This is a genomic window from Mucilaginibacter mali, assembly GCF_013283875.1.
GTDB lineage: Bacteria > Bacteroidota > Bacteroidia > Sphingobacteriales > Sphingobacteriaceae > Mucilaginibacter > Mucilaginibacter mali.
The window spans coordinates 1,275,591-1,289,258 of sequence record NZ_CP054139.1; the positions used below are offsets into that span (position 1 = coordinate 1,275,591).

Annotated in this window: 12 protein-coding genes; 8 read left to right on the plus strand and 4 right to left on the minus strand. The window is 46.6% G+C overall.

From position 1 onward, the window contains the following. Nucleotides 1-135: 135 nt before the first annotated feature. The 3 genes from HQ865_RS05500 (at nt 136) to HQ865_RS05510 (ending at nt 2,583) form a co-directional block, all read left to right on the plus strand. The gene (locus HQ865_RS05500; RefSeq protein WP_173413925.1) at nt 136-303 is read left to right on the plus strand and encodes a phosphatidate cytidylyltransferase; all 168 of its coding nucleotides are present in this window, start codon (nt 136-138) and stop codon (nt 301-303) included. A 176-nt stretch (nt 304-479) separates the two neighbouring features. Continuing rightward, on the plus strand, nt 480-929 hold the full coding sequence (locus HQ865_RS05505) for a PA2169 family four-helix-bundle protein (protein ID WP_173413926.1): 450 nt from the start codon (nt 480-482) through the stop codon (nt 927-929). 313 nt (nt 930-1,242) lie between these two features. Then, nucleotides 1,243-2,583, plus strand: coding sequence for a GH1 family beta-glucosidase (locus HQ865_RS05510; protein ID WP_173413927.1), 1,341 nt, complete (start codon nt 1,243-1,245; stop codon nt 2,581-2,583). 14 nt (nt 2,584-2,597) lie between these two features. Here HQ865_RS05510 and HQ865_RS05515 read toward each other — a convergent pair whose 3' ends face one another. Both HQ865_RS05515 and HQ865_RS05520 read right to left on the minus strand, forming a co-directional pair. Next, nucleotides 2,598-4,697: a tetratricopeptide repeat-containing sensor histidine kinase gene (locus HQ865_RS05515; RefSeq protein ID WP_173413928.1), complete on the minus strand. Its 2,100-nt coding sequence runs from the start codon at nt 4,695-4,697 to the stop codon at nt 2,598-2,600. Nucleotides 4,698-4,822: 125 nt separating this feature from the next. Then, nucleotides 4,823-6,004, minus strand: coding sequence for an acyl-CoA dehydrogenase family protein (locus HQ865_RS05520; RefSeq protein WP_173413929.1), 1,182 nt, complete (start codon nt 6,002-6,004; stop codon nt 4,823-4,825). Nucleotides 6,005-6,294: 290 nt separating this feature from the next. On the opposite strand from HQ865_RS05520, the gene folB reads away from it, so the two are divergent. Further along, nucleotides 6,295-6,651: a dihydroneopterin aldolase gene (folB, locus tag HQ865_RS05525; RefSeq protein WP_173413930.1), complete on the plus strand. Its 357-nt coding sequence runs from the start codon at nt 6,295-6,297 to the stop codon at nt 6,649-6,651. Nucleotide 6,652: 1 nt separating this feature from the next. Next, entirely contained in the window at nt 6,653-8,074 is a 1,422-nt protein-coding gene (locus HQ865_RS05530; protein WP_173413931.1) for an FAD-binding oxidoreductase, read from the plus strand. Between the two features lie 104 nt (nt 8,075-8,178). On the opposite strand, the gene HQ865_RS05535 is transcribed toward HQ865_RS05530, so the two are convergent. Further along, entirely contained in the window at nt 8,179-8,625 is a 447-nt protein-coding gene (locus HQ865_RS05535; RefSeq protein ID WP_173413932.1) for an acyl-CoA thioesterase, read from the minus strand. 137 nt (nt 8,626-8,762) lie between these two features. Here HQ865_RS05535 and HQ865_RS05540 point away from each other — a divergent pair, with 137 nt between their 5' ends. Both HQ865_RS05540 and HQ865_RS05545 read left to right on the plus strand, forming a co-directional pair. Next, a complete protein-coding gene (locus HQ865_RS05540; RefSeq protein WP_173413933.1) occupies nt 8,763-9,200 on the plus strand; it encodes an Hsp20/alpha crystallin family protein in 438 nt (145 codons plus the stop codon). A gap of 250 nt (nt 9,201-9,450) precedes the next feature. Further along, nucleotides 9,451-9,852: a DMT family protein gene (locus tag HQ865_RS05545; protein WP_237073751.1), complete on the plus strand. Its 402-nt coding sequence runs from the start codon at nt 9,451-9,453 to the stop codon at nt 9,850-9,852. A 124-nt stretch (nt 9,853-9,976) separates the two neighbouring features. Here the strand turns inward: HQ865_RS05545 and rpe are convergent, their stop codons facing one another. After that, complete coding sequence (gene rpe, locus HQ865_RS05550; RefSeq protein WP_173413934.1) at nt 9,977-10,630, minus strand: ribulose-phosphate 3-epimerase; 654 nt, start codon at nt 10,628-10,630, stop codon at nt 9,977-9,979. A gap of 368 nt (nt 10,631-10,998) precedes the next feature. Here rpe and HQ865_RS05555 point away from each other — a divergent pair, with 368 nt between their 5' ends. Beyond that, complete coding sequence (locus HQ865_RS05555; RefSeq protein WP_173413935.1) at nt 10,999-13,521, plus strand: S9 family peptidase; 2,523 nt, start codon at nt 10,999-11,001, stop codon at nt 13,519-13,521. The last annotated feature ends 147 nt before the right edge of the window (nt 13,522-13,668 follow it).

The following is a 13,668-nucleotide window of genomic DNA, read 5'->3' on the forward strand; positions in this document are numbered from 1 at the left end:
TTTTTTAATCGCATGTGATAACTTGTCGTGCTGCTATTTAATGTTACGTCTTATTTGCCTAAACGTTGCCTGTGATCTTTAAAAAAAGGTATAGTTATTGGATGATATTATACAGATCATTAAAAATGAAACCTTATGAAAAAGATAAACATGTTGTTATTCGCATCAACTTTGATGTTGCTGAGCAGTTGCCAGGTTATTGGCGGTATATTTAAAGCAGGATTTGCCGTTGGTATTATCGCCGTGCTGATCGTGGTTTTTGTAATCATCTGGCTTATCTCGGCATTCCGCGGCAAAAGCTGAGGGGGTAAACCTGTATCAAAATCCATCGTTTTTTTATTGATGTGTGGCAAATTGAAGGCAATTAGTTATGTAATGTGCCTCAATCCGAAAGACAGATCAGTATAATTGTTGAATTTTCTTTTTAGTTAAACTTTTCTTATCCAGGGGCGTTGTCTTTGTAGTAAAACAGAAAAACTATGGAAACAACAAGTGTCACGATAGAGAACCTGAACGACCTGGTGCAAATTCATAACGACCGCATTGCCGGCTATGAAAAAGCGCTGAAAGATCTTGAAAATGGCGATGTCACGCTTAAAGACTTGTTTACCGGTCTCATCGCCCAAAGCCACCAGTTTAAAATGGAACTGGGTACCGAGGTAAACGCTTTAGGCGGCGAGATGGAAACAGATACCAGCTTAAGCGGCAAAATACACCGCACCTGGATGTCGGTTACAGATGCCTTTGGTAAAACTGACAGATCGATATTGGAAAACTGCGAATTTGGCGAGGACGCCACGCAGAAGGCCTACAAAGCAGCATTGGAAGATGATACCCTGCCATCGTATCTGCAAATTGTACTTATCCGCCAGCAAAGCGTATTAAAAGGCGCGCACGATAAAATCAAAGCCCTGCGCGACAGCCGGTAATATGAACTAACAAAAGACGCCCCGGAGTAAAACACGGGGCGCCTTTTTTGTGTTGTTAGGCTAACACTTGTTAACAAAAGCATCATATTAGCCTAACTACAGTTTCATATTGTGGTTGTAGCTTAGTAATACTAAAAATAACCGCCATGAAACTAATAGCAAAAATTTTAAGCTTTATCGGTATAATACGCGAGCGGCTGATGATCAAGAGCATGGGTTCATCATTTATGCACTAAAGCATATTTTGTTGGGCATATTCTTTTTTTATCCGGTTATAATAAACAAATTGGGCACGGCTACGTGCCCGATGTAAATGGAACATACGGAACTCAATAAAAAACTTTTTGGGGATGATTTTGCCTGGGGCGTCTCAACGGCCGCATTCCAGACAGAAGGAGCATGCGATGCCGACGGCAAGGGCCGCTCTATTTGGGATGAGTTTACATCGCGCAAAGGGAAAATAAAAAACGGCGAAAATGCATTGATCGCCTGCGCCTTTTACCACAACTACCGCCAGGATATCGATCTGATCAAACAGATGAATATCCCCAACTTTCGCTTTTCTATTTCGTGGACCCGCGTTTTGCCCGATGGCGATGGCGCTATCAATCAACAGGGGATCGATCATTATCACCGCGTTATCGATTACTGCCTTGAACAGGGAATTGAACCCTGGCTTACCATTTATCACTGGGACCTGCCCCAAAAACTGGAGGCCCAGGGCGGCTGGACAAACCGAAAAGTAATAGACTGGTTTACTAACTTTACAGTCATCTGCGCCCAAAACTTTGGGGACAAGGTAAAACACTGGATGGTGATGAATGAACCCGGTGTGTTTACCGGTGCCGGCTATTTTTTAGGCGTACACGCGCCCGGCCGCACCGGCCTGAGGAATTTTTTGCCCGCCATACATTATACGGTACTCAGCATGGTTTCAGGCGCTAAGAAATTGCGTGAGTTATTACCCGGCGCTGTTATCGGCACTACGTTTTCCTGCTCGCATATCGAGCCGTATTCGCAAAAGACAAAGGATATTGGCGCGGCAGTACGTGTTGATGCTTTGCTGAACCGATTGTTTATTGAACCTATATTGGGCTTGGGCTATCCTACCGAAGTATCTGCCCTAAACGGCATCTCTAAATACAAGCAGCCTGGCGATGAAGCCAACATGGTTTTCGATTTCGATTTTATCGGCATACAGAATTACACCCGCGAAATTGTGCGTTTTTCGCTGTTTACGCCATACGTTTACGCCCGGCAGGTTAAGGCCGCCGAACGTAATGTCCCTACAACGCTAATGGGCTGGGAGGTGCACCCGCCGGCGATATATGAAATGTTAAAGAAATTCAGCACTTATAATCCAGCCAAGCCGGTTTATATTACCGAAAATGGTGTTGCTTTTGAAGATGAATTGACCGACGAGGGCGTGAATGATATCCATCGCACCGAATACCTGCAAACCCACATAGGGCAGGTACTAAGGGCAAAACAAGAGGGAGTAAACGTAAAGGGGTACTTTATTTGGACGTTGACCGATAACTTTGAATGGGCCGAGGGGTATCACCCGCGCTTCGGACTGATCTATATTGATTTTGCCACGCAACGCCGGGTCATTAAAAATTCGGGTAAGTGGTATGGCGAATTTCTTAAGTAATGGAATAATTAAACTTACGCTTTTGTAGCTTCCGGCATCTGTGCCTTGGCTAGGCGTACATAAAAGGTAGTGCCGTTTTCGGTACTGCTTTCAAACCATATTTTACCGTGATGCTTTTCGATGATCTGCCGGCAGATGGAAAGGCCCAGTCCAAATGACTTTTCACCAAGCGTACCCGGCCGCTTGGCCTCGGTAAACATGTTAAATATGGTGTTTTTAATGTTATCGGGGATGCCGATGCCGTGATCGTTTACCGAGATCTGCACATCATGCTCCTGGTCGGTTATACTTACCCGTATATCCGAACCAACGGGACTAAACTTAATGGCATTACTGATGAGATTGCTGATGACCCGCCAGATCTTTTCTCGGCTGATCAGCAGTTCCTCGGGCGCGTCCAGCGTGTTCAGCATTATTTTTTGGTTCTTCTCGGCTGCTTTAAAGCGCAAAAGTTCAACGCTGTTGCTCAGCAAGGTGTTAATATCTACCGGTTGCTTTTGCAGTTCGGCGCCGCCACTGTTGGTGGCCTCCAAAATTTCGTTGATCAGTTCCAGCGAATCGAAGGCGGTTTCCTTAATGATCTTCAGTAACTCTAATTGTTCGCTGGTATAATCGGCATCGCTTACCATTACACTTGTTAACGATGCTATGCCGCCAAGGGGGTTGCGCAGATCATGCGCTACGGTGCGCAGTATGCGGTCTTTTTCCTGGCTGCTGGTTTGCAGGTCGGCAAGGGTGTTTTCCAGGTCGGCTTTTTGCAAGATTACTTGTTTGTTTAGCGCGCTTACGGTAGCCATTTCCTTACCCGAACGTTTCCAGTTACGGTAAATCAACAGCACAATAATGGTGGTCATGCAAAAAAAGATCACCCCGGTATACATGTAAACCCGCTGGCGGTTGCGCAGGTCGGTTATCTGGTATTGTTTTTCAAGATTGGCGAGTTGTTCATTAACGTTACTTTCTTTCAATATCCTGTTACGTGCCGATAGCGAATCTTTGATGTGATGAAAGTTTTCAAGGAAGGGCATGGCATTAACCGCGTCGTTCTTTTTGCGATAGTAGGTGCCCATTACCAGGTTATAACCCGCCTCCGCATCGCTTGATTTGGCGCTATCTAACTGCTTGCGCAACGATATCATTAAAGGCAGCACCAACTCGTACCTGTTTTGGGCAAGATATATCTGCCCCAATTTTACTTCCGACAGTTCTGCATCTATATTGTCGTTACCTTTTTTAAGATTGGTGGCTATACTTTTCTTCAGCAGTTCGGCGGCCTCCTCATTTTTACCCTGTGAAGTTAAAACATCGGCTTTGTTGCCATATATTACGGCGCGTGCTACATTTAAAATATCTATCCGGTCTTTGTACGAAGGCTCGTTATCGTCGATATATTTCAGGGCTTTGCTGTAGAAGAACAGCGCGCTGTCCAGTTTACCGCTGTTACGGTAGCTTAAAGCAATATTATCCAGCACCTCCTGCTGACGGAAGAACGAAACAAACTCAGTTTTACAGGATTTGTTCAGATCGAAGCTTTCCTTGAAATAAGTAGCGGCATATTTATAATTCCCCTGCTTATAAGTGATCATCCCCATTCGATAGGTATAGGCCGACAGGGTGCAATTATCAAGATTGGTTTTCCCCAATAAATAGCCCTGGTAATAACTGTTGTACGATTCGTTATAGCGGCCAAGGTTAAACAAGGCATCACCACGTGCAAAGTTAGCATCCCCAAGAAAAGCAATATACTGCTGTTTATTGGTTAGTTGGTTAGCCGTAATAACCATGGTATCGGCATACAGCAAGGCTTTTTCGTAATCGTGCTTTATTTTGTTGAAATGGTTGTAATGAAAAGCGGCTTTGCGGTGCCGGTCGATAGGGCTAAGGGTAATACCCTGCGAGGCTGAATCGAGATAGTGTACGGCTTCGTCAAACCGGTTGGCCGAAAACAGTCGGTCGGTAGAGTCGTAAATGGGCTTAAATTCTTTAGAAAGTTCGGCAACGCCGTCCGATCTTTGATCGCAAGAGGAGAAAATAAGGGTCGGTAAAACGCACAGCCATAACAGGCTATTAATTAGAGGTTTAGTGCGGGTGCGTTTAACAGTTAACCAAAACATGGACAAGGGTAGCCGAAAACAAATATACTGTTTGCCACCCTGATATACAATTAATTATTGAAAATTGTTCTTAATTATTGTCGCGATTTCCCTTAAAATACCTAAAATTTTCGTTTAAGGATAAACTACTTAAAAGCATCCAATCCGGTAACATCGTGGCCGGTTATCAGCAGGTGGATATCGTGTGTACCCTCGTAAGTTACCACCGATTCCAGGTTAGCCATATGGCGCATAATCGGGTATTCGCCGGTGATGCCCATGCCGCCCAGCATCTGTCGTGCCTCGCGGGCAATGTTAAGCGCAATTTCCACACTGTTGCGCTTAGCCATTGATATTTGCGCGGCTGTGGCGCGGTTCTCGCTTTTTAAAGTGCCTAAACGCCATACCAGTAATTGCCCCTTGGTAATTTCGGTGATCATTTCGGCCAGTTTTTTCTGCTGTAACTGAAAACCGCCTATGGGTTTGCCAAACTGTACCCGCTCTTTCGAGTAGCGCAGAGCGGTATCGTAGCAATCCATAGCGGCACCCAAAGCACCCCAGGCAATACCATAACGGGCCTGGTTTAAGCACCCCAGCGGGCCTTTCAAGCCCGATGCGCCGGGTAATAGGTTCTCCTTCGGTACTTTTACGTGATCAAAAACCAATTCGCCGGTGGCTGATGCACGCAGCGACCATTTGTTATGCGTCTCTGGCGTTGTAAACCCCTCCATGCCGCGTTCAACAATAACGCCTTTTATTTTGCCGGTCTCGTCCTTAGCCCATACTACCGCGATATCGGCAAATGGGGCGTTCGAGATCCACATTTTAGCGCCATTTAAAACATAGTGGTCGCCCGCATCTTTAATATTGGTGACCATGCCGCCCGGGTTCGATCCATGGTCGGGTTCGGTCAGGCCGAAGCAGCCCATCATTTCGCCGCTGGCCAGTTTAGGCAGATACTTCTTTTTTTGCTCTTCCGACCCATAGGCATAAATAGGATACATCACCAGCGATCCCTGTACCGATGCTGTAGACCGGATGCCCGAATCGCCACGCTCTATTTCCTGCATAATAATGCCGTAAGCGGTATAATCTAAACCCGCGCCGCCGTATTCGGTAGGAATAGTAGGCCCAAAGGCGCCTATCTCGGCCAATCCTTTTAATAATTGCTTCGGAAACTCCGCACGTTGGGCGTAATCTTCAATTATGGGCGATACTTCCTTTTTTACCCAATCGCGCACGGTTTGGCGGATGAGTTTGTGCTCATCGCTTAAAAGTTCATCCATTAAATAATAATCGGGCGATTCAAAAAGATCAGTCTTAGGCATAAATTGGTGGTTTATGGTGGCAAAGCTAATGAAAGCTGGCAAATTAACCACAAAGGTTTTGTACGAAGCAAATATTGTAGAGGCACGATACTTCGGTCTCCTGTTTAACAAGCTTAATTATACGTTGTCTGAGACACGAAGTATCGTGTCTCTACAGTAAAGAATGGCATTCGTCGGTGTAGCGATGGGTTTCAAACCCATCGCTATGTACATATCACCTCTTTATGCGCAATATTCTTTAATTCTGAAAATTCTGGTTCAGACAATATAAACAACCTACCTTTATCTTCATGATAAAAGTAAGCTTACACGGTGCCGAATTTTTTGCCTATCACGGCTTTTATCCCGAAGAGCAATTACTGGGTTGCCGGTTTGTGCTGGATATTGATGTGGAGTTTTATACCACGGCCGATTTAGCCGCCGATGAAATTACCGACACCGTAAACTACGAACAACTGTACAATATAGCCGCCGAAGAAATGCGCATTACACGCAAGCTGCTGGAACCAGTGGCGCAATGTATAGCCAATCGCATCCGGCACGATCATCCTTATGTAGAAAACATCCGTGTTGAACTGAAAAAATTGAACCCGCTGTTGAAAGGCAGCGTGGCTTATTCGTCGGTTACCATCACCAATAACAAATAGCATGGCCTACCAAAAAATAACAGGGGATGTTTTAGCGCAGATAACAGCCATTGTTGGCGATGCTTATGTGATAAGCGGCGGCCAGGATATGCAGCGCTACAGTCATGACGAAACCGAAGACCTGCGTTACTACCCCGAAGTGGTGGTTAAGCCAAATACGCCCGAACAGGTGGCCACTTTGCTTAAGTTGTGTAATGATCATCTAATCCCGGTTACGCCGCGTGGGGCCGGCACCGGCTTAAGCGGCGGTGCACTGCCGGTGATGGGTGGCCTGCTCATTAGCATGGAGCGATTTAATAACATCATCCAAATTGATGAAGCTAATTTGCAGGCTACGGTTGAACCGGGCGTTATCACCCAGGTATTTATGGATGCCGTTGCCGAAAAGGGTTTGCTATACCCAGTCGACCCCGCCAGCAAGGGGAGCTGTTTTATCGGCGGCAACGTATCGCACGGCTCGGGTGGGCCCAGGGTGGTGAAATACGGTACCATCCGCGAATATATCCTGAACCTGCAGGTAGTACTGCCCAATGGCGAAATGATATGGACGGGCGCCAACACGCTGAAATATGCCTCGGGCTATAACCTCACACAGTTATTTATCGGCTCGGAAGGTACGTTGGGTATTGTTACCAAAATTGTGGTTAAATTAATTCCCGCGCCAACACAAAGTGCGCTGATGCTGGCATCGTTTAGTACTAATGATGATGGTTGCGCCGCGGTGTCGGCCATATTCAGAGCGGGTATAGTGCCATCGGCACTGGAGTTTATGGAGCGCCGTGGTGTAGAATGGGTGATCGCTCACAATAATATTGTGTTCGATCTGCGCGATGATGTGAATGCCTTTTTGCTGATAGAGGTAGACGGCAATAATATGGATACCATATTTGGTGATTGTGATAAGATAAATACCGTGCTGGAGGAGTTTAATTGTAAAGACGTACTTTTTGCCGATACCGCTGCTCAAAAAGAAGAACTATGGCGCATGCGCCGCATCATGGGCGAATCGGTAAAATCAAACTCGGTTTATAAGGAAGAAGATACGGTAGTCCCTCGTGCAGCCTTGCCGCAACTAATTAAAGGGATAAAAGATGTTGGTAGCCGATACGGCTTCGAATCTGTTTGCTACGGACACGCCGGTGATGGCAACCTGCATGTGAATATCATTAAAGGTGGCATGAGCGACGAAGACTGGAATACCAAACTGAAAGACGGTATCCGCGAGATATTTGAACTGACTGTTTCCCTTGGCGGCACCATCAGCGGTGAACATGGTATTGGCCTGGTGCAAAAAGAATTTATGCCGTTAAAATATTCGGAGCTGCATTTGAGATTGATGCGAGGCATTAAAACTGTGTTCGATCCGAACGGGATCATGAACCCGGGGAAGATGATACCCCCTAGCCCCCTAAAGGGGGAATAAATATGCAGATGGGAGGATGTGCAAATATGCAGATGCCGTGTCTCAGAATAACTTTGTTCATTTGCACACTTGCACATCAGTTCCCCCTTTAGGGGGTAAGGGGGTTAATTCGTATTCGTAATCAAGCCCGGCTCATCATACTCTATCATGCGCTGGCGCTCTTCTTTCGGTATACCGATAGGTTTTTTGGCAGTATAATCGTAACTCACGCACAGGCTTTTGCCGGTGGTGCAAATCTCCTCGCCGTTGGGGGTTACTTTTACCAGGATATACATCACATCAAAACTACTGTTGCCAATGCGCGATGTGCGCACGTAGCATTTCACCTGGTCTTCCTGCACCAATGGTTTCAGGTAATGTATTTCTGATTTGCCCAAAATAATCCCGTGCTGGCGCAGGTCCCATTTAATAATATCCTTCCAATAGCTTTGGCGGGCTATTTCAAAGTAGGTTAAATAGATGGTATTGCTCACGTTCCCGAAGGCGTCGATATCCGAAAAGCGGATGGGGATGGGGGTGCTATATTTAAAGTCGGCTAAATTTACAGGCATTATATGTTTTTTTGTCGGTAGATAAATAAAATTACAGACAAAATGTCTGCTGAATTGCCCGGAATAGCCCATTGGTATTGGCTTTGTACAATCCTTTCCAAAAATAAGTAAAAACAAAAACTTAGGAGGATATAAAAATGACTTTAGTAAAATTTAACAACGGCCACAAACCAGCAGTAAACCCTTGGTTCAGCGATGTATTTAACGCTATAGCTAACGATTCGTTCATTAACGATAAACTACAAACCAAAGTACCGGCCGTTAATATTGCAGAAACCGAAAACGAATTTCATATTGAACTGGCTGCCCCTGGCCTTAAGAAAGAAGATTTCAAGATCAGCCTGGATAAGGATGTGTTAAGCGTATCGGTTGAAAAGAAATCGGAAAACACCGACGAAACTAAAAAATACAGCAAACGCGAGTATAGCTACAAATCGTTCGTAAGGTCTTTCACCTTGCCTGATAGTGTAGATTATGCAAAAATTGATGCCGAATATACAGATGGTATCCTGAAACTGACCGTAGCTAAAAAGGAAGAAGCTAAGATCCAGTCGCGCGAGATCGCTGTAAAATAATATTAAAGAGCGTTTTCATAAGTAAGAGTGAGAATGATTAGTGTGGTTGAAAGGCCGGTTTGCGTAAGCAGCCGGCCTTTGTTGTTTACAAATCGTCATCCTGCGATAGCGAAGGATCCCCGTGGCGAGTACTTACCCGGTCGTGGCTACGCCCGACCACCCTCTTTCCGCGTAGCGGAGAGAGGGTCGACCAGCGAAGCGTAGTCGGGGTGAGTCCATAGGTTTGAGCGTAAACTATAATCTCCTACCTTTGTTGACCAACAAATACTTCACCATAGCCATGCGCGGATTAAAAACCATCATTTTCCTCATTATATCCAACACCTTCATGACTTTTGCCTGGTACGGCCACCTTAAATTTAAAGAGTACGACTGGGGTAAGAACCTGGGACTAACGGCCATTATCTTCATCAGCTGGGGCCTGGCTTTCTTCGAATATTTGTTCCAGGTGCCGGCCAACAGGGCGGGTTTTAAAGGCGACGGCGGCCCTTACACATTGGTGCAGCTAAAAACCATACAGGAAGCCATTACGCTTACCATCTTTATGATCTTCAGCATCGTATTCTTTAAAACCGAAAAATTCGCGTGGAACCATTTGGTGGGGTTCGGGCTGATCGTGCTGGCGGTTTTTGTGATATTTAAGAAGTGGTGAGCCGCGGGCGAACCACAAAGCAAATTCGTCATCCTGAGCGATAGCGAAGGATCCCCAATAAGCAGAGTGGAAATGCGCAGTTTGGGATCCTTCGCTATCGCTCAGGATGACGCGAGGAAAAACCTTATTTCTTCAACTCAGCGATAGTCGCAATCTGATCCTTCGAACTAAATACAAAATTCCCCGCCACCAACGCGTTAGCGCCTGCTTCCAACAATTTGGCCGAGTTTTGCAGCGATACACCGCCATCTATCTCGATGAACAAATTTGGGTTGCGTTCGGCAGAAAGCGCTTTTAGTTCCTTTATTTTTTTGTAAGTATTCTCAATAAAACTTTGCCCGCCGAAGCCGGGATTTACCGACATGATCAGCACCAGGTCAACATCGGCAATAATATCATCCAGCAGGGCCACCGGGGTATGCGGGTTAAGCGCAACGCCCGCCACGCAGCCAAGATCTTTTATAGCATGGATAGTACGGTGCAGGTGGGTGCAGGCTTCGTAATGTACGGTGATATGATCGGCGCCGGCATTTTTAAAATCGGCCAGGTAGCGGTCGGGATCAGTAATCATCAGGTGCACATCCAGCGGTTTTTTGGCGTGCTGCTTAACAGCCTTCATCACCGGGAAACCGAACGAGATGTTTGGCACAAATACCCCGTCCATAATGTCCACATGTATCCAGTCGGCAGCGCTGGCGTTTATCATTTCAATATCGCGTTGCAGGTTGGCAAAATCGGCTGCTAATATAGATGGAGCTACTTTGTGGTCATTAGTCATTGGTCATCAGTCATTGGTGTGCGGTGGCAAAGATAGATAATAGTCCGGAAGTCCGAAAAGTCCGGAAGACGGAAAGATGATTAAGTATATGGACCATGGTCAATGGAAGTGGCCGTTCGGCCTAAACCTGATTGAAGTGGAAAACCCGGAGCGTGCCTTGGGATAGCGCACCGGCAGGCGAGGCTTTGGAACGGAAAGCAGGGCTATCGGTACCGAAGAACTACTGCCGTTAATTTCCTGATCAGAATTTACAGATTTAAAAATTATCAGAATTCTGTAAATCCTGAAATTCTGCAAATTTTGATTCAGACAACACGATTTGCACATCCTCACATTTACTACTATCTTTCCTCCATCAATTTATTACCATGAGGAAACTTTACTTTTTATTATGCGCCGCGGCTTGTGGCTTAACCGTCCGTGCGCAAAGTCCGGCAGCGCCAGCCGCGACACCGGCCCAGGCAAAAGGCAATTACCTGCTGGCCTCGCGTTTCTCGCCGAAAAAGATCAGCAAAATGGTGTTCAGCACTTCGGTCGACCCGCATTGGCTCAAGCTATCGAACCGGTTTTGGTACAGCTACGAGAGTGGTGCCGGCCGCCAGTGGTACATTGTAGACCCTGCTTTTAAAACTAAGAAGGCCATTTTTGATAACGCAAAACTGGCGGCGGCCATCACCCTGATCGTAAAAGACCCTTTCGATGCGCAGCATTTGCCGATAGAGAACCTGAAGTTCACCAAGGATGAAAAGAGCGTACAGTTCGAACTGAAAAGCACTGTAGACCAGGTAAAAAAGGACCGTAAGGATAAAAAGGCCGCCGACTCGCTGGAGAAGAAAACTTTTTACTTCACCTACGATATGCAAACCGAAAAGGTGACCGAGTTGAAGAATTACGAAAAGGTAAAACCAAAACCAGCCTGGGCTTCGATAGCGCCCGATAGTTCGGCCATTGTGTTTTCGCGCAAGTATAATTTATATTGGATGGATAAGGCCAATTACAAAAAAGCGCTGAAGAACGAAGACGATAGCACCATTGTAGAGCACCAGTTAACCAAGGATGGCGTAGAGAACTACGCCTACGGCGGATCGGGTAACGAGACCAATGTAGAGCGCGAGAAGAACGCCAAAAAGCGTAAGCCGGCGGGGGTGCTATGGTCGCCGGACGCGAAGCATTTTGCCATGAACCGCACCGATATGCGCAAGGTGAAAGATTTTTGGGTGATCAACAGCATAGCCGAACCACGCCCAACTTTAGAGACCTATAAATACCAGATGCCGGGCGAAAAAGAAGCCCCGATAGAAGAGATCCTGTTGTTTGATTTTGAGGCCAAGACCTATAAAAAACTGGCTGTAGCATCATTTAAAGACCAGGATGTATCGATGTGGTCGGCACCAGTATTGCAAAAAAGCAGGGACGATGAGTTCCGCCCCTCGCTGTGGTTGGGTGATAATGATAAGTTCTACTTCTACCGCACCGGCCGCGATCTGAAAAAGATAGACGTATGTAGCGTAGATATCAAGACCAGCGCTGTAAAAGTGCTGATAGAAGAACGTATGAATACCTACGTAGAGATAGCCCGCCCGTGGCTGATCAACGGTGGCAAGGAGCTGATCCATTGGTCGGAACGAGACGGCTGGGCGCATTTTTACCTTTTTGATGGCGACGGTAAGCTAAAGAACCAGATCACCACCGGATCATTCCACTGCGATGAGGTGGTAAACGTGGACGAGAAGAGCCGCACCATGTACTTCACCGCTGCCGGTCGCGAGGCGGGCGAGAACCCATACTACACTCACCTGTACAGCATCCATTTTGATGGCAGCGGATTAAAATTACTGAACAGTGGTAACTTTACCCATACCGCCAGCATGAGCGACGATGCCAAATACTTTGTGGGCAACTTTAGTCGTGTTAACGCCGCGCCAAAATCGGTATTGTATGATAACAACGGCACTAAGATAATGGACCTGGAAACTACCGACCTGAGCCAGCTGATGGCCGCGGGCTACAAATTCCCCGAGCCGTTCAAGGTTAAGGCTGATGACGGCATTACCGATCTGTTCGGTGTAATGTACAAGCCGTACGATTTCGACCCGGCTAAAAAGTATCCGATCATTGAGTACGTATATCCTGGTCCGCAAACCGAGGCCGTGAATACCGCCTTTAGCCGGGGTATGGATTATACCGACCGCCTGGCGCAAATGGGCTTTATTGTGATATCGGTAGGTAACCGTGGCGGTAACCCCGAACGCTCTAAATGGTACCATAACTATGGCTACGGCAACCTGCGCGATTATGGCCTGGCCGATAAAAAAGCTGCCGTTGAGCAGCTGGCCGATAAATATCCTTTTATTGATATTACCCGTGTAGGTATTACCGGTCACTCGGGTGGCGGCTTTATGTCTACCGCGGCATTGCTGGTTTACCCTGACTTTTACAAGGCCGCGGTATCCGAATCGGGCAACCACGATAACAGCATTTATAACCGTTGGTGGAGTGAGAAACACCATGGCGTGAAAGAGATCATCACCGCTAAGGGCGATACCACATTCACTTATACTATTGATAAGAACCAGGACCTGGCCAAGAACCTGAAAGGCCACCTGATGCTATCGACAGGGGATATCGATAATAACGTAAGCCCGTCGAATACCATCCGTGTCATCAACGCGCTGATCAAAGCCAACAAACGTTTTGATTTTGTATTGCTGCCCGGCCAGCGCCATGCTTACGGCGATATGACCGAATATTTCTTCTGGCAAAAAGCCGATTATTTTTGCAAATGGCTGCTGGGCGATTTTTCTCAACCCGTAGATATTTTGGAAATGACCCGTGAGGTAGAGATGACCAATAAGCGCCCCGGTGGTGGAACAAGCCCGGATGAAAATTAAGAAGTTTTTTATAACCGAAGCGGCCGATCCTTTAGGGTCGGCCGCTTCGGTAAATACCACTGGCTTCAGTTTATAACTGAAGCCTACTGATGGGATGAAGTCTGTGACTTCAGGCAGCCGCAAGTCACAGACTTGCACTTATCCTAA